Source organism: Pseudomonas sp. GOM6, assembly GCF_029537485.1.
In the GTDB taxonomy this organism is placed as follows: Bacteria; Pseudomonadota; Gammaproteobacteria; order Pseudomonadales; family Pseudomonadaceae; genus Aquipseudomonas.
In genome coordinates, this window is sequence record NZ_JARPUS010000007.1 from 90,719 (window position 1) to 108,523 (window position 17,805).

At 65.0% G+C, this 17,805-nt stretch carries 22 protein-coding genes; 7 read left to right on the forward strand and 15 right to left on the reverse strand.

Translation table 11 applies throughout. The features are described 5' to 3' along the window. Positions 1 to 58: 58 nt before the first annotated feature. Complete coding sequence (cysK, locus tag P7A97_RS10325) at positions 59 to 1,033, reverse strand: cysteine synthase A (protein ID WP_277689852.1); 975 nt, start codon at positions 1,031 to 1,033, stop codon at positions 59 to 61. 223 nt (positions 1,034 to 1,256) lie between these two features. Here cysK and P7A97_RS10330 point away from each other — a divergent pair, with 223 nt between their 5' ends. Further along, positions 1,257 to 2,102, forward strand: coding sequence for a MoxR family ATPase (locus P7A97_RS10330; protein WP_277689853.1), 846 nt, complete (start codon positions 1,257 to 1,259; stop codon positions 2,100 to 2,102). 141 nt (positions 2,103 to 2,243) lie between these two features. Next, positions 2,244 to 3,422: a VWA domain-containing protein gene (locus tag P7A97_RS10335; protein ID WP_277689854.1), complete on the forward strand. Its 1,179-nt coding sequence runs from the start codon at positions 2,244 to 2,246 to the stop codon at positions 3,420 to 3,422. Positions 3,423 to 3,453: 31 nt separating this feature from the next. Here P7A97_RS10335 and P7A97_RS10340 read toward each other — a convergent pair whose 3' ends face one another. Both P7A97_RS10340 and P7A97_RS10345 read right to left on the reverse strand, forming a co-directional pair. Continuing rightward, the gene (locus P7A97_RS10340) at positions 3,454 to 4,359 is read right to left on the reverse strand and encodes a DUF2950 domain-containing protein (protein ID WP_277689855.1); all 906 of its coding nucleotides are present in this window, start codon (positions 4,357 to 4,359) and stop codon (positions 3,454 to 3,456) included. A gap of 13 nt (positions 4,360 to 4,372) precedes the next feature. Continuing rightward, positions 4,373 to 5,827: a DUF3300 domain-containing protein gene (locus P7A97_RS10345; RefSeq protein ID WP_277689856.1), complete on the reverse strand. Its 1,455-nt coding sequence runs from the start codon at positions 5,825 to 5,827 to the stop codon at positions 4,373 to 4,375. A gap of 132 nt (positions 5,828 to 5,959) precedes the next feature. On the opposite strand from P7A97_RS10345, the gene P7A97_RS10350 reads away from it, so the two are divergent. Continuing rightward, on the forward strand, positions 5,960 to 6,454 hold the full coding sequence (locus P7A97_RS10350) for a PaaI family thioesterase (protein ID WP_277689857.1): 495 nt from the start codon (positions 5,960 to 5,962) through the stop codon (positions 6,452 to 6,454). Here P7A97_RS10350 and P7A97_RS10355 read toward each other — a convergent pair whose 3' ends face one another. From P7A97_RS10355 to P7A97_RS10380, 6 genes are all read right to left on the reverse strand, one after another. After that, positions 6,455 to 6,595: a hypothetical protein gene (locus P7A97_RS10355; RefSeq protein WP_277689858.1), complete on the reverse strand. Its 141-nt coding sequence runs from the start codon at positions 6,593 to 6,595 to the stop codon at positions 6,455 to 6,457. Positions 6,596 to 6,658: 63 nt separating this feature from the next. After that, the gene (locus P7A97_RS10360) at positions 6,659 to 7,315 is read right to left on the reverse strand and encodes an SDR family NAD(P)-dependent oxidoreductase (protein WP_277689859.1); all 657 of its coding nucleotides are present in this window, start codon (positions 7,313 to 7,315) and stop codon (positions 6,659 to 6,661) included. 104 nt (positions 7,316 to 7,419) lie between these two features. After that, a complete protein-coding gene (locus P7A97_RS10365; protein ID WP_277689860.1) occupies positions 7,420 to 7,953 on the reverse strand; it encodes a DUF2937 family protein in 534 nt (177 codons plus the stop codon). 2 nt (positions 7,954 to 7,955) lie between these two features. After that, complete coding sequence (locus P7A97_RS10370) at positions 7,956 to 8,735, reverse strand: class II glutamine amidotransferase (protein WP_277689861.1); 780 nt, start codon at positions 8,733 to 8,735, stop codon at positions 7,956 to 7,958. Positions 8,736 to 8,738: 3 nt separating this feature from the next. Beyond that, positions 8,739 to 9,182, reverse strand: a complete 444-nt coding sequence (locus tag P7A97_RS10375) for an HIT family protein (protein WP_277689862.1) — start codon at positions 9,180 to 9,182, stop codon at positions 8,739 to 8,741. A 53-nt stretch (positions 9,183 to 9,235) separates the two neighbouring features. Next, complete coding sequence (locus P7A97_RS10380; RefSeq protein ID WP_277689863.1) at positions 9,236 to 9,724, reverse strand: MFS transporter; 489 nt, start codon at positions 9,722 to 9,724, stop codon at positions 9,236 to 9,238. A 95-nt stretch (positions 9,725 to 9,819) separates the two neighbouring features. Here P7A97_RS10380 and P7A97_RS10385 point away from each other — a divergent pair, with 95 nt between their 5' ends. The 3 genes from P7A97_RS10385 to P7A97_RS10395 all read left to right on the forward strand — a co-directional run bounded on the left by P7A97_RS10385 (position 9,820) and on the right by P7A97_RS10395 (position 12,893). Continuing rightward, complete coding sequence (locus P7A97_RS10385; RefSeq protein WP_277689864.1) at positions 9,820 to 11,850, forward strand: S9 family peptidase; 2,031 nt, start codon at positions 9,820 to 9,822, stop codon at positions 11,848 to 11,850. 81 nt (positions 11,851 to 11,931) lie between these two features. Beyond that, positions 11,932 to 12,462 (forward strand): DUF4124 domain-containing protein, encoded by a 531-nt coding sequence (locus P7A97_RS10390; protein WP_277689865.1) that lies wholly within the window; start codon positions 11,932 to 11,934, stop codon positions 12,460 to 12,462. 5 nt (positions 12,463 to 12,467) lie between these two features. Then, positions 12,468 to 12,893, forward strand: coding sequence for a hypothetical protein (locus tag P7A97_RS10395; protein WP_277689866.1), 426 nt, complete (start codon positions 12,468 to 12,470; stop codon positions 12,891 to 12,893). Here the strand turns inward: P7A97_RS10395 and P7A97_RS10400 are convergent. Next, complete coding sequence (locus P7A97_RS10400; protein ID WP_277689867.1) at positions 12,877 to 13,167, reverse strand: hypothetical protein; 291 nt, start codon at positions 13,165 to 13,167, stop codon at positions 12,877 to 12,879. The genes P7A97_RS10395 and P7A97_RS10400 overlap by 17 nt on opposite strands. An 82-nt stretch (positions 13,168 to 13,249) precedes the next feature. On the opposite strand from P7A97_RS10400, the gene P7A97_RS10405 reads away from it, so the two are divergent. Further along, positions 13,250 to 13,609: a YajD family HNH nuclease gene (locus P7A97_RS10405; protein WP_277689868.1), complete on the forward strand. Its 360-nt coding sequence runs from the start codon at positions 13,250 to 13,252 to the stop codon at positions 13,607 to 13,609. A 46-nt stretch (positions 13,610 to 13,655) separates the two neighbouring features. Here P7A97_RS10405 and P7A97_RS10410 read toward each other — a convergent pair whose 3' ends face one another. The 5 genes from P7A97_RS10410 to rnd all read right to left on the reverse strand — a co-directional run bounded on the left by P7A97_RS10410 (position 13,656) and on the right by rnd (position 17,761). After that, on the reverse strand, positions 13,656 to 14,876 hold the full coding sequence (locus tag P7A97_RS10410; RefSeq protein WP_277689869.1) for a hypothetical protein: 1,221 nt from the start codon (positions 14,874 to 14,876) through the stop codon (positions 13,656 to 13,658). Between the two features lie 58 nt (positions 14,877 to 14,934). Next, a complete protein-coding gene (locus tag P7A97_RS10415; protein WP_277689870.1) occupies positions 14,935 to 15,384 on the reverse strand; it encodes a YcgN family cysteine cluster protein in 450 nt (149 codons plus the stop codon). 69 nt (positions 15,385 to 15,453) lie between these two features. Next, a complete protein-coding gene (locus tag P7A97_RS10420; protein ID WP_277689871.1) occupies positions 15,454 to 16,356 on the reverse strand; it encodes a D-2-hydroxyacid dehydrogenase in 903 nt (300 codons plus the stop codon). Next, complete coding sequence (locus P7A97_RS10425; RefSeq protein ID WP_277689872.1) at positions 16,356 to 16,649, reverse strand: YcgL domain-containing protein; 294 nt, start codon at positions 16,647 to 16,649, stop codon at positions 16,356 to 16,358. The genes P7A97_RS10420 and P7A97_RS10425 overlap by 1 nt, the downstream gene beginning before the upstream one ends. Next, positions 16,646 to 17,761, reverse strand: coding sequence for a ribonuclease D (gene rnd, locus P7A97_RS10430; protein ID WP_277689873.1), 1,116 nt, complete (start codon positions 17,759 to 17,761; stop codon positions 16,646 to 16,648). Before rnd ends, P7A97_RS10425 begins: the two co-directional genes overlap by 4 nt. Positions 17,762 to 17,805 lie beyond the last annotated feature (44 nt).

A 17,805-nucleotide genomic window follows, 5' to 3' on the forward strand; every position in this document is an offset into this window, starting at 1 on the left:
GCTGCACAGAGGGCGCGAGTATAGCGCCCGTGCTCCCCTGCCCTGCCCCGTCGTGACCTTATTGCTGCAGCTCCTGCTCGGTGAACAGATCGCTGAACAGCATGCTCGACAGGTAGCGCTCGCCCGAGTCCGGCAGCACCACGACGATGGTCTTGCCCTGCATCTCCGGCTTCTCGGCCAGACGCACGGCGACGGCCATGGCCGCGCCGCAGGAAATGCCGCAGAGAATGCCCTCTTCCTGCATCAGACGCAGGGCCATGGCCTTGGCCTCGTCGTCGGTCACCTGTTCAACCTTGTCGACCAGGGACAGGTCGAGGTTCTTCGGCACGAAGCCGGCGCCGATGCCCTGAATCTTGTGCGGGCTCGGCTTGACCTCGTCGCCGGCCAGGGTCTGGCTGATGACCGGCGACGACACCGGCTCCACCGCTACCGAGAGAATCGGCTTGTGCCGGGTGTTCTTGATGTAGCGCGAAACGCCGGTGATGGTGCCGCCGGTGCCAACACCCGCCACCAGCACATCGATGGCGCCGTCGGTGTCGTTCCAGATTTCCGGGCCGGTGGTCTTCTCGTGAATGGCCGGGTTGGCCGGGTTGTCGAACTGCGCCGGCATGAAGTGGGTCGTGGGGTTGGCCGCCACCAGGGCCTCAGCCTCCACGATGGCGCCCTTCATGCCCTTGGCCGGCTCGGTCAGGACCAGCTCGGCCCCCAGGGCCTTGAGCACCTTGCGCCGCTCCAGGCTCATGGAAGCCGGCATGGTCAGCACCAGCTTGTAGCCACGCGCTGCGGCGACGAAGGCCAGGCCAATGCCGGTATTGCCCGAGGTCGGCTCGACCAGGGTCATGCCCGGTTTGAGTACACCGCGCGACTCGGCGTCCCAGATCATGTTGGCGCCAATCCGGCATTTGACCGAATAGCCCGGGTTGCGCCCCTCGATCTTGGCCAGGATGGTCACGCCCTTGGGACCCAGACGGTTGATCTGCACCAGCGGCGTGTTACCGATGGACTGGGCGTTGTCGGAAAAGATGCGACTCATGACAGGATCCTTGTGCAGGGCAGAAGCGAGACCGCCAAGCCTATGCCCGGCCCATGTCGGCGTCCAGCCTGGCATGCCGCATGAGCAATTGACTCGTGACCCGCCATTCAGTGACTGAATAGCGCGTATTCGTTCACAGTCCGCCGGGGTGCGGGGTATAGTCGGGCTTTCCGTTTTCGCCGTGACGGGCACTGCCCGCGCGTTACCGTTCGAGGAACACAAGATGAAGTTCGAAGGCACTCAGTCCTACGTCGCCACCGACGATCTCAAGCTCGCGGTCAACGCCGCCATCACCCTGCAGCGCCCGTTGCTGGTCAAGGGCGAGCCTGGCACCGGCAAGACCATGCTCGCCGAGCAGCTGTCGGAAGCCTTCGGCGCCAAGCTGATCACCTGGCACATCAAGTCCACTACCAAGGCCCACCAGGGCCTGTACGAGTACGACGCGGTCAGCCGCCTGCGCGACTCGCAGCTGAACTCGGAGAAGGTTCACGACGTTCGCAACTACATCAAGAAAGGCAAACTCTGGGAGGCCTTCGAGGCCGAAGAGCGGGTGATCCTGCTGATCGACGAGATCGACAAGGCCGACATCGAGTTCCCCAACGACCTGCTGCAAGAACTCGACAAGATGGAGTTCTACGTTTACGAGACCGACGAGACGATCAAGGCCAAGCAGCGCCCGATCATCATCATCACCTCGAACAACGAGAAGGAACTGCCGGACGCCTTCCTGCGTCGCTGCTTCTTCCACTACATCGCCTTCCCCGACCGCGACACCCTGAAGAAGATCGTCGACGTGCACTACCCGAACATCAGCGGTGAGCTGGTGGCCGAGGCGCTCGACGTGTTCTTCGACGTGCGCAAGGTGCCGGGCCTGAAGAAGAAGCCGTCCACCAGCGAGCTGGTCGACTGGCTCAAGCTGCTGATGGCCGACAACATCGGCGAAGCCGTGCTGCGCGAGCGCGATCCGACCAAGGCCATCCCGCCGCTGGCCGGTGCCCTGGTGAAGAACGAGCAGGACGTGCAGCTGCTCGAGCGCCTGGCCTTTATGGCGCGCCGCGCCGGGCGCTAAGGCTTATCTCCCCTCTCCTGCCGGGAGAGGGGCCGGGGGTGAGGGATCAGCGGGCCGCTGCGAGTTGTCTGTTAGCCCCTCACCCTAACCCTCTCCCAGTGGGAGAGGGAATTGTCCGTACATCCCGAGAGGTCCGCAGCCATGCTGCTCAACCTGTTCAATGAAATGCGCGCGGCCAAGGTGCCGGTGTCGGTGCGCGAACTGCTCGACCTGATCAACGCGCTCAAGCACAACGTCGTGTTCGCCGACATGGACGAGTTCTACTTCCTGGCGCGCGCCATTCTGGTCAAGGACGAGCGTCACTTCGACAAGTTCGACCGGGCCTTCGGTGCCTACTTCAAGGGCCTGGAGAACCTCAACGAACACATCGAGGCGCTGATACCCGAAGACTGGCTGCGCAAGGAGTTCGAGCGCCTGCTGACCGACGAGGAGCGCGCACAGATCCAGTCCCTCGGCGGACTGGACAAGCTGATCGAGGAATTCAAGAAGCGCCTCGAGGAGCAGAAGGAACGCCACGCAGGTGGCAACAAGTGGATCGGCACCGGCGGCACCAGCCCGTTCGGCTCCGGCGGTTACAACCCCGAGGGCATCCGTGTCGGCGATGCCGGCAAGCGCCAGGGCAAGGCCGTGAAGGTGTGGGACCAGCGCGAGTACAAGAACCTCGACGACCAGGTCGAGCTGGGTACGCGCAACATCAAGGTGGCCCTGCGCCGCCTGCGCAAGTTCGCCCGCGAAGGTGCGGCGGAAGAATTCGATCTGGGCGGCACCATCGACCACACGGCCAAAGATGGTGGCCTGCTCAATATCCAGATGCGTCCGGAACGCCGGAATACGGTAAAGCTGCTGATCCTGTTCGACATCGGCGGCTCAATGGATGCGCATGTGAAGGTGTGCGAAGAGCTGTTCTCGGCGTGCAAGACCGAGTTCAAGCACCTGGAGTACTTCTACTTCCACAACTTCATCTACGAGAGCGTGTGGAAGAACAACCTGCGCCGCACCAGCGAACGCTTCTCCACCAACGACCTGCTGCACAAGTACGGCCCGGACTGGAAAGTGGTGTTCGTCGGCGATGCGGCCATGGCGCCCTACGAAATCACCCAGCCCGGCGGCAGCGTCGAGCACTGGAACGAGGAAGCCGGCTACGTCTGGATGAAGCGCTTCATGGACAAGTACAAAAAGCTCATCTGGATCAACCCCTACCCCAAGGACGCCTGGAACTACACGGCCTCCACCAACATCGTCCGCGAGCTGATCAACGATCAGATGCACCCGCTGACGCTGCGCGGGCTGGAAGAAGGCATGCGCTTCCTCTCCAAGTAACCACACAACGGGCCCGACTGGGCCCGTTGTGTCATTCGGTGCCGGCCGTGGACGGCTCGCTCTCGCCGACCTCCTGCCAGCTGCTGTCCGGGTCGAAACGCTGCATGGCGGTGGCGATCTGGCCGCCGTCCGGGCCCAGGTCTTTCTCGAACACCTGGCCGTCATGGCTGATCATGAAGCTCATCACCCCGCTGTCGGCATACTCCGCCGGCCAGGCCACCAGGGCGAAACCCCGGCTCATGTTGTCGCCAAGCCGATAATCGTAAGAGCCGCCCGGCGCCGAGGGCCCCTGTGCAGCAAGGATACGGTAGTGATAGCCATGCCACTGGCCGTCGGGCAGCTCGTCACCGAACAACGGGCCCAGCGGGCTCTGCTCGGTATCGGGGGCGTCCGGCCAGTAGAGGCCATCATGCAGACCATCGCTGCTGACGAACTGTTGCGCATATTCGAGCACCCCGTCGTCATCGCGGTCGACTTCGGCGTAATCCATCTGTGCGTCGTGATAGGCACGTACCGCCTGGATGGCTGACGCTTCGTTGCGACCGATACGGCGTACGCGAATTTCCTCGGCAGCGGCCTGAGTATCGAAGTGCCAGCCACCCGCTTCCTTCTGCAAGGGTAACGGCAACACCCAGCCCACCTCCCCCACCAACAGGTGGGCCTGGCCCTGTCCGTCCTCCTGGATGTGGTGCGCCTCGCGATAGAGGGCGAGGAAGGCCTCGACATCCTTGCGTTCGATGGCATCGGTGGGGATGTATTGCTGCCAGTCGGCGCCCAACAGTTGCTCCAGCTTGGTCGCATCGGCCTTGTCGGTTCCCAACGCGTCGATCAGCGCTTCGGCAGCGCTTTGCGGGCTGGAAAAGAGTTGCTGCGCCTGAGCGCCAGAAAGCACAGAGGTCAACAGCAACGCCAGCAGGGTACGGGGCAGGAACGTCATGAGGATTCTCCTGTCAGCGCCGACGCATGCCGCCGCCGGCATGTGCCCGAGGCGCACGCTGCACCTGCTGGCCGGTAGCGCGCGCAGTTTGTGGCCGGCTGGCTGCTGCACGACTGAGCTGACCACGGTTGATTTGTTGTTTGGCCTGAACGGGACTGCGCGCACCGGCAAAGGCGTTGTCGCGGGTACGCGGAACCGACGCCTGTGCCTGACGCACCTGCTGGCGAACCTGCGGATTGTTCTGCAGTTTCTGTCGTGCCTGGGGATTGTTGTTCAGTTCGCGGCGGGCGTTATCCAGCCCATTGGCTGGGCGCTGCTCCAGGCGCTGCCGGGCCTGGTCACGGTCGATCGCCTGAACCCGTTCGCGGGCTTCTCGATTGTTGCTGGCGGGCGCTGCGATACCCCGTTTGTTGAGCGCCTGGCGCGCCCGCTCGCGCTCGGCGAGGCGATCTGGCTCATGCCCGCGCAAAGCATCGCGCTGCTGCGCGCCATCCAGGCGCCGGGAGAACTGCTCGCGGCTTGCCCGGTCGCGGTAGGGCACACCATTGCGATTGAGCGAATTGTGCTGCCACTTGTTCTGATTGATCTCCAGCTTGCGGTTGATATTGAGATCGTTATAGCGATGGACGTCGATATCGATATCGTGGTCGTTCCAGTCGCAGTCGCCCCACAACGAATTGACGATCGCCACCCCGGCGCCGAAGGCCAATCCGGCGGCCAATGCATGACCAACGTAATAGCCCGGCGGCGGCGGGTAATAGACTGGAGGGTACGAGGGGTAAGACCAGGTGCCGTAGACCACGCTGGGGTTGTAGCTGGGCACATAGACCACCTGCGGATCGGCCGGCTCGATGATGATGGTCTGTGCCGGTGCCTGCTGCATATCGGCCGCCGAAGCGGTGCTGCCGGCTGGAGCGGTCTGCACGCTGACCTTCTGCTGCTCGTTGGACTCCAGATTGCCGGCTGCCTTGGCCTTGCTGCGCAGGCGCTGCACCGAATCCATGACCGCATCCGGTTGGGCCAGGAAGGCATCGCCCACCCGCTGTACCCAGGCCGGGTCCTGCCCCAGGGTAGCCAGGACGGCCGGGAAGGCCACCAGCGATTGCACACTGGGATCCCAGGGCTGATCCGCCACCTGGCGTACGGCGTCATCGCCGCTGGCATCCGGGTGCTCCATCGACCAGGACGCCGCATCGGCGACATTGCCCGGGTAGGTGGTCGCCATCAGTACCTGGGCCAGCAGGCTGTCCGGATACAAGGCCAGCGGCGCCAGCATCTGGTCGAGCTCCTCCGTGCTGAACACGGCCTCGCCGGCCTGCGTGGGGGCCGGCGCAGCAGGGGCCGTATCGCTGGGTGCGGTAGCCTGGTTGGCCGGGCTGCTGGCAGGCGGCGCATTGTCCTCTTCGGAGCAGCCGGCAAGAATCAGCAGGGCAAGAAACCAGGAGCCGAATCGATGAAGAGCAGGCATGACGCTTCTCCCTGCAGGGCAGGTCAGAACGGGTCAACTTAGCCTAGCCAAACCACCGGACTTTGCCGTGTGCATTATCAGACGGGAGGTAAAGCGTTAGGCTGGCCAGGTTATTTCCGGAGTTCCCTGATCATGCACAACCTTTCCCTGCAGGACGCCGCCGCACCGGACGGCGTCTGCTACGGCTGTGGCAGCCGCAACCCGCATGGCCTGCACGTCAAGAGCCGCTGGCACGAGGACGGCATTCACGTCGTCGCCGAACATCTGCCAGACCCCATGCACTGCGGCTGGCCGGAACTGGTCTACGGCGGTCTGATCGCCATGCTGGTGGACTGTCATTCGAACTGGACGGCCATGGCCTACCACTACCGCGCCGAAGGCCGCGAGCCGGGCAGCCTGCCACGCATCGACTGCGTTACCGGCAACCTTGGCATCAAGTTCATCAAGCCCACGCCCATGGGCGTGCCGCTGCAGCTGCGCGCCCGTATCGAGGGTGATGTGGGGCGCAAGACCCAGGTCATCTGCGAGGTCTACGCCGGCGACCAGCTGACGGCGATCGGCGACTCCACCTTTGTCAGGGTCGATACCAGCCAGCTGGCGGCTGCCGCCCATGGCCGCGGGGACTGATCAGCTCTCCAGCCGCTGCACTGCGCCCGGGTCGATATCGGCACTGCCCTGCTCGGCCCGCTCGCGCGCCAGTCGCGCCCCTTCGGCGGCGGTCAGGGCGAACAGCCGCTCCGGATCGGCAGCGCGCAGTTGCAGAGCCATTTTCTCGGTGCCTTCGGCCACGTCGATGGTGCGCTGGCCCGCCGCCAGACCGGCAATGATGCGCTACGCGGCTTCTTCGGCGGGCATACCGTTGTCGATATTCACATCGCTGCGGCCACGCCTCTGGCCAGCGCCACCGAGCGCATTGGTCGCCACCCCGGTGCGCACCGAGCCCGGCAGAATCACGCTGACGCTGATGCCGTGGGCCTGCTCGACCTCGGCACGCAGCGCCTCGAAATAGCCGATCACCGCATGCTTGGCGCCGCAGTAGCCGGTACGCAGTGGCGCACCGACCTTGCCAGCTACCGAGCTGACCACCGCCAGCTGGCCGCTGCCACGGGCCGTCATGCGCGGCAGCAGTGCCTGAGTCAGCGCCACCGGCGCCAGGTAGTCGACCTCCATGAGCTGGCGATAGACCTCAAAGCGGGTGTCCAGCGCCAGGCTGCGCTGGCTGATGCCGGCATTGTTGACCAGGCAGTCGATGTGCCCCTGCCAGGCCCAGGCCTGCTCGACCAGGCCGGCAAGCGCGGCGTAATCGGTCGTTTCGAAGGGCAACACCAGGCAACGCTGCGGCGCCAGGGCGGCCAACGCCTGCAGCGCTTCGGCACGTCGGCCAGACAGGATCACCAAGGCCCCCTGCTGCAACAACCCACGCGCCAGCGCCTCGCCGATTCCCGACGAGGCGCCGGTGATCCACACCACACGATTGTCAAACGTCATGCGCACACCCTCTTGTTGTTTCGCCTCAGGCTAGCCGCTCAGCACGAGGACGCCCATGACCGAGCGCGCCAAGCGGCTGGCTTCACTGCGAAACAAACAAGGGGTCAACGCCAGTGGCGTTTCTCGTAGGCAATTGGCTTGTGCCGACGGCCGACGCCAAAGGTCCAGCCAATGCCCAGAGCCAGCAGCTCGGCCAGCCAGGCCAGCATCAGACCAGCCCCCAGGGCCCAGGCGATGGCCTGCGGCGCCAGCAGCACCTGGTAGCTGTAGGCATCCAGGGTTTCCTGCAGCAATTGCGAGTCGGCATCCGTGGTCAGGTGCAGCACCTGGGCATACCAAGGGCCCTGCATAGCCAGCCACTCGGCTTCCAGCAACTGCGAGCGACTCACCAGGTGATTGAGGCTCTCGGCATCGCTGCGCATCACCTCGTCCGTGCTGGCCCGGTAATGCGCAACCAGAGCATTGAGATCGCCATTGAAGAATTTCGCGGCCGTCTCGCGAAAGCCCTGCAGGCTCTGCTCGGACTCGGCCAGGTGGGCGCTCACCCGCTTGGCGTAGTCGTCGATGAAGCCCGGTACCTGCACGCCGACCAGCAGGCCGAAGGCGAACACCAGCAGACGCAAGTAACCTCGAAACATCCTTACCCCTCCATCTGCCCATGGGCGATACGCTCGCCGCGCCGCCACAGGCTCCATTGCCCCGGCTGGAACAGGTTCCAGCGCTCATTCTCGGTCAAAGGCTCGGTGGCAATCACCGTCACCACATCATTCGGCGTGGTTTCCGCCTGGAAGTCCACCGTCAGGTCCGCATCCTTGAGCCGCGCCGGGCCGAAGGGTGCACGCCGGGTGATCTGCGCCAGCTTGGTCGAGCAGAAGCAGAACAGCCAGTCGCCGTCGCTGAGCAGGCAATTGAACACGCCCTTGCCACGGTATTCCTGCGCGGCCTGCACCAGCACCGGTAGCAGCACTTCGACCGGCACCGGCTCGGGGAAGGCACCACGCACGCGATTGAGCAGGTCGCAGAAGGCCGCCTCGCTGTCGGTGCCCCCCACCGGCCGATAGAAGCTGAACGCCGGTGCGAAGCCAGCCAACTGGCCGTTGTGGGCGAAACACCAGTTGCGCCCCCACAGCTCGCGCACGAAGGGATGAGTGTTGGCCAGGCAGACCTTGCCGACGTTGGCCTGACGGATATGGCCGATTACCGTCTCGCTCTTGATCGGATAGCGCTGCACCAGCCGCGCCACCTCGGAGTCGACGCTGGCCAGCGGGTCCTGGAACAGACGCAGCCCGCGCCCTTCATAGAAGGCAATGCCCCAGCCATCGCGGTGCGGGCCGCTGCCACCACCGCGCTGCATCAGCCCGGTGAAGCTGAAAACGATATCGGTCGGCACATTGGCACTCATGCCAAGCAGCTCGCACATACTTCAGACCTCCTGCAACGCCGCGCGCAGACAATCGGCCTCACGCGCCAGGCGGGCCTCCAGGCGCTTGCGCCCCAGCGGCAGAAAACGCGTGAGGATACGCCAGCACAGCGCCGGCAAGTCGCCATGGCGGCGCGGGATCAGGTGCAGATGCAGGTGTGGCACATGCTGGTTGGCAACCGGCCCATCATTGAGCAGCAGGTTGATACCCAGCACACCGGGGTCACTGCGGTACAGGGCCCTGGCCACTCGGTCGGCCAGATCCAGCAGGGCCTGCCTGGGTGGCACAGGCAAATCCGCGAGAAAGGGAGCGTGACCTTGGGCGACTATCAGCACATGGCTGGGGCGTAACGGAAAAATATCCAGCAGCACCAGAAAGTGCTGATCCTGATGCAGGATATGCGCTGGCTGCCGGCCGTCGGCGATAGCGCAGAACACACAGGTCATGAGCTCTCCTTGGCATTTCACCGCCGGCTGAACATCCGCCCCAGCAGCCGGGACTAAAGGCGCGGCTCGATGCGCAGACGCCGCTCGCCCTGGGCATCCATGCGCGTACCGACTTCGTCGTAGCGCTCATCACGACTCATCAGCTCACGCAGGGTCGGCTCGTCTTCCTCGGCCACCTGCGGCGCCGTGGCTGCGGTGCGCCGCCCTTGCCACCAGCGCTCGAGCGGCCAGCGCAGTGCACAGAAGGCCAGCCACACAGCGAAGGCGATGGCACCGTAGATCGCCAGGTCGGCCACTGCACGCCAGGCGTTGTTGCCGACCTTGAACAGCATGTCCAGGGCCGTAATGGCGATGGCCGGGGCGAACAGCTCCTTGGCGGGGTCGACAATGGTCGGGGTCAGCAGCAGCACGGCCACCAGCACGCGCAGCGGCTCGCGCAGCCAGCGCCACATCCAGCGGGTCATGCGGCACCACACCAGCAGGCAGCCAAGCGCGGCAACGGCGTAGGCGCCCCAGGCGAGCAGATAGTCTTGTTCGGTCATGGTGTGTCGTGGCCTGGCCGGCAAAGGGGCGCTTATGATAACGGCTTTTGCGCGACCTGCGCCTCCCCGTGGTCGCCCTGCAGCCGAGAACCCGCATGACCGACGCCCCGATTGCCCGCCGCGAGACCGGCACCGACCCCTACCGCTGGCTGGAACAGCGCGATGCCGCTGAGGTACTCGACCACCTCAAGGCCGAGAACGCCTACCTCGAAGCCCAGCTGGCCGAGCAGGCCGCACTGCGCGAAAGCCTGTTCCAGGAAATCAAGGGGCGCATCCGCGAGACCGACCTGTCCCTGCCCGTGCCCTGGGGCCCCTGGCTGTACTACCAGCGCACCACCGCGGGGGATGAATACCCGCGCCACTACCGCTGCCCGCGCCCGGCCGACGGCTCGCTGAGTGTGGACGAACACGCCGAACAGCTGCTGCTCGACCCCAACGCCCTGGCCGGTGACGGCTACCTGGCCCTCGGCGCCTTCACCGTCAGTCCGGATCACCGCCTGCTCGGCTACAGCCTGGACACCGCCGGCGACGAAATCTACCGCCTGTTCGTCAAGGATCTCGGCACTGGTGAGGTCAACGAACTGCCGTTCGACGACTGTGACGGCCAGATGACCTGGGCCAACGACAACCAGACCCTGTTCTTCGTCACCCTCGACGACACCCACCGGCCGCACCGCCTGTACCGCCACTGCCTTGGCAGCGAAAGCGCCGAACCGGTGTTCGAAGAGGCCGACGGCCGCTTCTTCCTCAGCTGCTACCGCTCCAGCTCCGAGCGCCAACTGATCCTCAGCCTCGGCAGCAAGACCACCAGCGAGGCCTGGGTACTCGACGCTGACACGCCGGCCGGCGAGTTCCGCTGCCTGGCACCGCGCCAGGAAGACCACGAGTACGACGTCGATCACGGCCTGCTGGACGGCCAATGGACCTGGTTCATCCGCAGCAACCAGGCTGGCATCAACTTCGCCCTGTATGTCGCCGACGAAGCCCAGCCCGGCCGCGCCCACTGGCGCGAGCTGATCGGCCACGACCCGCAGCGCATGCTCGAAGGTCTCAGCCTCAACCAGCAGGCTTTCGTCCTCAGCCTGCGCGAGGGCGGCCTGCCGATCATCGAAGTCCACCCGCAAGGCGCCGCGCCCTACCCCGTGCAGCTGCCGGATGCCGCCTACAGTCTCTATGTGCAGGACAGCCTGGAATTTCACAGCCCGACCATCCGCCTGCGCTACGAAGCGCTCAACCGCCCGGCCCAGGTGCGCCAGCTGGAGCTGGCCACGGGTGAGCAACAGGTGCTCAAGCAGACGCCGGTAGAAGGCCCGTTCGATGCCGACGCCTACGAAAGCCGTCGCCTCTGGGCCACCGCCGCCGATGGCACCCAGGTGCCGGTCAGCCTGGTGGCACGCCGCGAGGTGTTCGCCGCAGGCAAGCCCGCCCCGCTCTACCTCTATGGCTACGGCGCCTATGGTGAGAGCCTCGACCCCTGGTTCAGCCACGCACGCCTGAGTCTGCTGGAGCGCGGCTTCGTCTTCGCCATCGCCCACGTACGCGGCGGCGGCGAGCTGGGCGAGGCCTGGTACCGCGCCGGCAAGCTGGAGCACAAGCAGAACACCTTCGGCGACTTCATCGCCTGTGCCGAGCAGCTGATCGCCGACGGTCTGACCACGCCGGCGCAGCTGGCCATCAGCGGCGGCAGCGCCGGCGGCCTGCTGATCGGTGCCGTGCTCAACCAGCGTCCGGAGCTGTTCGCCGCCGCCATCGCCGAAGTGCCCTTCGTCGACGTGCTCAACACCATGCAGAACCCCGACCTGCCGCTGACCGTGACCGAATACGACGAGTGGGGCGACCCCAGCCAGCCCGAGGTGTACGCGCGGATCAAGGCCTACGCCCCCTACGAAAACGTGCGGGCGCAAGGCTACCCGGCGATCCTCGCAGTGGCCGGCTACAACGACAGTCGCGTGCAGTACTGGGAAGCGGCGAAATGGGTGGCGCGCCTGCGTGAACTGAAAACCGACGCCAACCTGTTGTTGCTCAAGACCGACCTCGGCGCTGGTCACGGCGGCATGAGCGGCCGTTATCAGGCCCTGAAGGATGTGGCGCTGGAGTACGCCTTCCTGCTCAAGGTGCTGCAGTAACTCAGCTTGGCAGCGCACGCCCCACTGTTTATGGTGCGTGCTCTACAGCAGTGCCCCCACGTGTTGAAAAGGACTTCCACAATGCCCAGCTACAAATTGCTTCCCGCACTCCTCCTGGGTCTGAGCCTGCCGCTGCAGGCTCAGGTCTACACCTGGGTGGACGAGAACGGCCAGAAGCATTTCGGCAGCCAGCCGCCAACGCCGGAACAACAGGTCGAAACGGTCAATATCCGCCAGGGCTACAGCAGCGACGGGCAACAGCCCGCCGTCGTGGAAGCCGCGCCCGACTTCGCCTCGGAGCCCGAAGCAGAAAAAAAACCGGCCAAAAGGTCTGCCTCCAATAAAGAGATGTGCAGTGAAGCGATGCGCTGGACAGCCATCGACATCCCCAACCTCAAGGAAATCGCCGGCGAGCGCAAGAAAGACGGCAAGATCACCGCAGATCAACACAGACAAGCCCTCAAAGGCCTGGACGAGGTCAAGAAACACATTACCCTGCAGAACTGCCTCGCCAGCAAGGGCGAGGACCGCGAACGCTTCGAATGCCTCTCCAAGGGTTTGGGCATCGCCGTCTGCTCCGGGGCGCTGGAAGCCGCCCTGAAGAACCTCTAGCCACCATGCAAACGCTGCTCTATCGCTGGCTGCTTGCCATAGCCCTGGGCCATGTGGCACTGGGCATCGTACTGGCCTTCGCCGTGCATACCTCGCTGACCCAGAGCTACTTTGACTATCTCTACGCCAGCGTCGCCCACAGCCCTCCCCCGGCCGAGTTCCAGGGCCTGCTGCGAACCATGGTTGGCCTGCTCGGCCCGACGGTGGCCAGCTGGGGCCTGCTGTTCTGCGCTCTGCTGATGCTTTACCGCCAACACGGACATCGCCTGATCAAACCGGCGCTGTTCGCTGCGCTCTTGGTCTGGTGTGCGTTGGACAGCGGTATTTCCGCCTACTTCGGACTGTCCTGGCACGTCTACCTGAACCTGAGCGCCGCCCTGAGCCTTGCCCTGCCCTTACTGCTGCTGAAACCCATCAGGGCTTGTCGATAGACTCCGCAGGGTGGCTTTGCTGGCTGCGCCGCTGAGTCTCCAGTGCCGGTAACGGCTGGTCCTTGGGCAAGGGTCGGGGAGCGGCCGTGGGCACCCGCACGGAGGGCTGGCCAGGGTTGACCAGCAAGGGCGGGCTGCCCTGCGGCGTCATCGGCAGGCTGCGAATTGGCGGCTGGGCGTAGGGCTGCGGCGTCGGCGTGCCAGGCATGCCGGGCTGCTGAGCCTGGGCGACCTGGCTCAGGCAAAGGAAAGGAATCATCCATAGGGCACGCATCGCAAGCTCCATTGGCGGCGGTTTGCCTTTATTCTGGCAGGGCCGCCAACCCGCAGCGGCTCAGCCGACCACAGGTAAGACCATGACCAGCAAGCTCGACCAGATCCTCGCCGAGGCCCAGCGCCGCCGCGAGACCAGCTACCGCGAAAAAGCCCTGCGCATGTACCCGCACATCTGCGGGCGCTGCGGCCGCGAATTCAGCGGCAAGCGCCTGAGCGAGCTGACCGTGCACCACCGCGACCACAACCACGACAACAACCCGGAAGACGGCTCCAACTGGGAGCTACTGTGTCTGTATTGCCATGACAACGAGCACCAGCGCCAGGTCGACCTGCACTACCAGAAGGAAGAAGCGGCGACCGGCGGCAATGGCAGCAAGGTGACACACAAGGGCCTGGCCGGGCTGGCCGCGCTGCTCAACAAGGCCAGTCCCGAGAGCTGACACAAAAACGCCCGCAGCAACGCGGGCGTTTCGGACCATCAGGGCATCAGCGCAGCAGCTTGCTGTCGAGCACCTCGGAGCCCCGACCCATGACGTTCTCGCTGATCTCGATGAAGTCCTGGGTACTGGCCTTGTCCAGGCGCATCAGCCCCCGGGTCACGTCGTCCAGCGAGCGCTGATTGTCGGTGGCCTTGCGGATTTCCCGATCCAGCTCCTGCAACAGCAGCACCGCACGGGCGGTGACCGGGCCGGTGGAACGCTCGGTTCGCAGGCTGCCGACTTTCTTGCTCCACTTCATCAGCTTCTTGCGGATGATCTGGTAGCGATCCTCGCTCATGCCGCCGGCACGGCGTACCAACTCGATGGCGTAGTACTCGGCCAGGCCCTCGCTGATCCAGTCGCTTTTATCCTTGTCGCTGATGCGACTGAACACATGAACCAGCTCATGCACCAGTGAGCTGGTACCGTTCTCGCTGACCAGTGGACGCTCGGCCTGGAAGTAGTAGGAGTTGGGGGCCGACAGGCCGCCCCGCCACATGGGGTCACCAGCACCGACGATCAGCAGCTTGGCCGGATCACGCGGAAAAACCGCTTGCGCTTCGGGCCAGACGAAGGTCAACAGGGTGAGGATATCCATACGACGCATGCCCTCACCGACCGGCGCGGCTACCGTCACGTCGGTTTCGCCCAGCTGAGCGCGGCGGCTACCGATCTTGCCGGCCAGAATCCAGCCGGTCGGGCGGTCGAACTTGCGACTGGGGTTGTCGATACGGAATTTGTTGTCGCCGATCTTCGGCCAGCCAGTCTCGACGCCGTTCCAGCCCTTGGGCAGCTCGAACTGCAGGCGCGCCACCAGCTCGAACTTGTCGTCGCTGTTCATGCGCGCGCTGGGCACCAGATCGTCGCCGCGCAGTAGAGCCCAGTCCGGGGTCATGCGTGCGTCGAAGGTCCCGTTGTCGCGTTCGTGGCTGACACGCACTTTGTAGCTGAGGCTGGCCTTGCCTTTGGCCGGCTTCCAGATGGCGCTTTCAGGGCCGGCCTGCTGCCACTCACCGTCGGCCTTGAAATCACTGTAATACCCCTTGCTGCCCAGGTTGAACGCGAAGCTGTGCACCGCTTCACCCTTCTCCAGGGTCAGGCGCACCTCGGCCTGATCGCTCTCTGGCAAAAAACGCACGTGATAGTCCAGATCGACATGCTTGGCCGCCCATGACGGCGAACTCAAGCCCAGCAGAAAAGCAGCGGTCAACAGCTTGCGGGCAGGCATCGTAAAGCTCCATGCAGATGACAATGAATCGGTTTGGACACTGGGCGAGGGTAAAGACTCAACCGGCGCGAAAAATCAGATGATCCTCCCAGTCTTCTTCGGCCACGCTGCCTTCGGCGAGCATGCGACCGGACTGGGAAATGCGTTCATGGTGCACGGCATCGGGATCGCCGCTGACCAGGTGGTGCCACAAGGGTAGATCCTTACCCTCGCTGACCAGGCGGTAGGCACAGGTCGGTGGCAGCCACTTAAATTGGTCGGCCTGGGCCGGAGTGAGCTGCACGCAGTCAGGCACATGCTGGCGGCGATTGGGGTAATCGCTGCAGCGACAGGTTTTCAGGTCAAGCAATTTACAGGCGATGCGCGTGTAGTAGACGCTGCCGTCGTCCTCGTCTTCGAGCTTCTGCAGGCAGCACAGGCCGCAGCCGTCGCACAGGGATTCCCACTCGTCCTGATTGAGCTGGGCGAGTGTCTTGCGTTTCCAGAAGGGTTGAACGATAGCGGCCATGATCATGAGTACAGCGGGTAAAGGCGCGGCAGTCTAGCCCCAGGCCGTGGCCGGGCCAAGAGCAGCCGGTCAGTAGCCGCGGCTGAAGTCGACGGCACCGCGCAGCGCCTGGTGGGTACGGTAGCGCTGCAGGTTGTCGAGGAACAACCTGGCCATGGCGGCCGGCTCGGTCGGCGCCGAGCTGTGCCCGGTCAGCAGCAGGCGCGGCGCCTCCCAGAACGGGTGCCCCGCCGGCAACGGCTCCTCGCGACAGACATCGATCACCGCGCCCGCCAACTGGCCCGCTATCAGGGCCTGCACCAGGTCGCCTTCGACCACGGCTGAGCCACGTCCGCTGTTGATGAACAGCGCCTCGGAACGCATGCGGGCGAACAGCGCAGCATCGTAGAGATCGCGGCTGGCCGGCGTATCCGGCAGCAGGTTGACCAGGCAATCGGCCCAGGCGGCCTGCTCGGGCAAATCCTGTAGGCCGTGCACCTCAGCGAAGGGGTCGATCTTGCGCGGCTCTCGGGCAATGCCGCGCAGCTCCACGCCAAAGGGCACCAATAGGCGCGCCACCTCGCTACCGATATCGCCAGCACCGACGATCAACACTCGGCAACCCCGCAGGCTGGGCGGCGCCTGGTTGTCCCATTGCTGCGCCACCTGGCTGGCCAGGCGTGGCAACAGGCGCCGACGATGCGCCAGCAGGTAGGTCAGCACGTATTCGGCCATGACCTGACCGAAGATGCCCACCGCCCGGCTTAGCCGGTAATCGCGCGGCAGATCACGAGCCAGCAGCGGCGTGATGCCGGCCCAGGTGGATTGCAGCCACTCGGGGCGCAGGCCCTGACGCAGCAGCGGCACGGCCAGGTCCGGTTCGGCCAGCCACACCGGGCAGCTGGCGGCCTCGGCCACGTCCGTACACAGTTCCAGCTCGGGTAGCCGCTCGGCGTAGTGGGCGTGGTCGCGCGCCAGCAGCAGGATGCGCATCAGACCGGGTCGTTGCGGCGCAGCAGTTCTTCCGGCAGGTGCTCGATGTAGTCGTCTTCGGGCGGCGGCATCTGCAGGTGATAGCCCTGCTTGTCGAGGTTTTCCAGCACCTGGGTAATGTCCTCGCGGGCCAGCTGCTTCTCCGGCGTGAGGATCATTTCGAAGCACAGCTGCGGGGCACCGAAGGCGGCTAGCAGGCCCTCCGGTACGCGCTTAAGGGCATCGGCCTTGAGCACGTAGAGGTACATCTCGTTCTTGCGCGGGCTCTTGTAGATGGAGCAGATCTTCTTCATTGCAGTACGTCCAGCAGGGCTTGGCCCATCAGTTCGCGGCGCCAGCCGCGCAGGTTGTCCGGCAGCGTCCATGGGCCGTTGGGGAAGCCGCTCTTGAGCAGAGCTTCCAGGGATTTCTTGCGCAGCATCAGCTCGGGGGCAATCTGCAGGCGCTCGGCCTCGCGCTGGCCGACAGCACGCAGCTTCTTCAGCAGAGCGCCGGCCTCGATTGGCAGCGGCATGGGCAATGGCTCGGGCCATTGCTCGGGCGGCAGCGCGGCAGCTTCGCGGATCAGCTTGAGAATGGTCTCTCCATCCTGGCGCACGGTGCGCGGGTGCATGTCCTCGATGCGCGCCAGGGCCACCGTGTTGTCCGGCTGGAAGCGGGCCAGCGGCCACAGCGAATGCTCGCGCAGGATGCGATTGCGCGGCTGGTTGCGCGCTCGCGCCTGGCGTTCGCGCCAGGCACACAGGGCGCGCAGCACGGCCAGTTGCTGGGGCGAGAGTTTCCAGGCCAGCTTGGCATCCAGATAAGCCTCGTCCGGGTCGATCTCGCGACGCAGGTTGCTCACCAGCTCGGCACCGTCCTCCAGCAGCCAGGCCAGCTTGTCGGCAGGCAGCTGCGGCTGCAGCGCCTGGTACAGCTCGGCCAGGTGCACGGCATCCTCGGCGGCGTAGCTGACCTGGGTTTCGGAGAGCGGGCGCTGCAGCCAGTCGGAACGCGTCTCGCCCTTGGGCAGCTCGATGTTCAGCACCTCCTGCACCAGGCGCGAATAGCCCATGGAGAAGCCGATACCTAGGTAACCGGCCGCCAACTGGGTGTCGAACAGCGGCGCCGGCAGGGCTCCGGTCAGGCGCAGAAAGACTTCCAGGTCCTCGCTGCAGGAGTGCAGCACCTTGGTCACCGCCGGGTCTTCCAGCAGCTCGGCGAACGGCGTCCAATCCTTCACTTCGAGCGGGTCGATCAGGTAGGCGCGTTGGCCATCACCGACCTGCAACAGGCCGGCAATCGGATAGAAGGTATCGACCCGCATGAATTCGGTATCGAGGGCGACGTAGGGCAGTTGTCGCCACTCGGCGCAGTGACGCGCCAGGCTGGCGTCGTCGAGGATCCATTGAATATCGATAGCCACGCGGCTCTCCTTCGGCAATGCCGCGCAGTATATATGCCCGGCGC

Bases quoted from the DNA above. Each gene is read 5' to 3' on its own strand.
- P7A97_RS10360 (WP_277689859.1), bottom strand. From the start codon at position 7,315: ATGACGTTTGACAATCGTGTGGTGTGGATCACCGGCGCCTCGTCGGGA.
- P7A97_RS10375 (WP_277689862.1), bottom strand. From the start codon at position 9,182: ATGACCTGTGTGTTCTGCGCTATCGCCGACGGCCGGCAGCCAGCGCAT.
- P7A97_RS10345 (WP_277689856.1), bottom strand. From the start codon at position 5,827: ATGCCTGCTCTTCATCGATTCGGCTCCTGGTTTCTTGCCCTGCTGATT.
- P7A97_RS10410 (WP_277689869.1), bottom strand. From the start codon at position 14,876: ATGCCTGCCCGCAAGCTGTTGACCGCTGCTTTTCTGCTGGGCTTGAGT.
- P7A97_RS10400 (WP_277689867.1), bottom strand. From the start codon at position 13,167: ATGCGTGCCCTATGGATGATTCCTTTCCTTTGCCTGAGCCAGGTCGCC.
- P7A97_RS10380 (WP_277689863.1), bottom strand. From the start codon at position 9,724: ATGACCGAACAAGACTATCTGCTCGCCTGGGGCGCCTACGCCGTTGCC.
- P7A97_RS10390 (WP_277689865.1), top strand. From the start codon at position 11,932: ATGCCCAGCTACAAATTGCTTCCCGCACTCCTCCTGGGTCTGAGCCTG.
- P7A97_RS10415 (WP_277689870.1), bottom strand. From the start codon at position 15,384: ATGGCCGCTATCGTTCAACCCTTCTGGAAACGCAAGACACTCGCCCAG.
- P7A97_RS10370 (WP_277689861.1), bottom strand. From the start codon at position 8,735: ATGTGCGAGCTGCTTGGCATGAGTGCCAATGTGCCGACCGATATCGTT.
- P7A97_RS10350 (WP_277689857.1), top strand. From the start codon at position 5,960: ATGCACAACCTTTCCCTGCAGGACGCCGCCGCACCGGACGGCGTCTGC.
- P7A97_RS10405 (WP_277689868.1), top strand. From the start codon at position 13,250: ATGACCAGCAAGCTCGACCAGATCCTCGCCGAGGCCCAGCGCCGCCGC.
- P7A97_RS10335 (WP_277689854.1), top strand. From the start codon at position 2,244: ATGCTGCTCAACCTGTTCAATGAAATGCGCGCGGCCAAGGTGCCGGTG.
- P7A97_RS10365 (WP_277689860.1), bottom strand. From the start codon at position 7,953: ATGTTTCGAGGTTACTTGCGTCTGCTGGTGTTCGCCTTCGGCCTGCTG.
- P7A97_RS10330 (WP_277689853.1), top strand. From the start codon at position 1,257: ATGAAGTTCGAAGGCACTCAGTCCTACGTCGCCACCGACGATCTCAAG.
- P7A97_RS10385 (WP_277689864.1), top strand. From the start codon at position 9,820: ATGACCGACGCCCCGATTGCCCGCCGCGAGACCGGCACCGACCCCTAC.
- P7A97_RS10355 (WP_277689858.1), bottom strand. From the start codon at position 6,595: ATGGCTCTGCAACTGCGCGCTGCCGATCCGGAGCGGCTGTTCGCCCTG.
- P7A97_RS10395 (WP_277689866.1), top strand. From the start codon at position 12,468: ATGCAAACGCTGCTCTATCGCTGGCTGCTTGCCATAGCCCTGGGCCAT.
- cysK (WP_277689852.1), bottom strand. From the start codon at position 1,033: ATGAGTCGCATCTTTTCCGACAACGCCCAGTCCATCGGTAACACGCCG.
- P7A97_RS10420 (WP_277689871.1), bottom strand. From the start codon at position 16,356: ATGCGCATCCTGCTGCTGGCGCGCGACCACGCCCACTACGCCGAGCGG.
- P7A97_RS10340 (WP_277689855.1), bottom strand. From the start codon at position 4,359: ATGACGTTCCTGCCCCGTACCCTGCTGGCGTTGCTGTTGACCTCTGTG.
- P7A97_RS10425 (WP_277689872.1), bottom strand. From the start codon at position 16,649: ATGAAGAAGATCTGCTCCATCTACAAGAGCCCGCGCAAGAACGAGATG.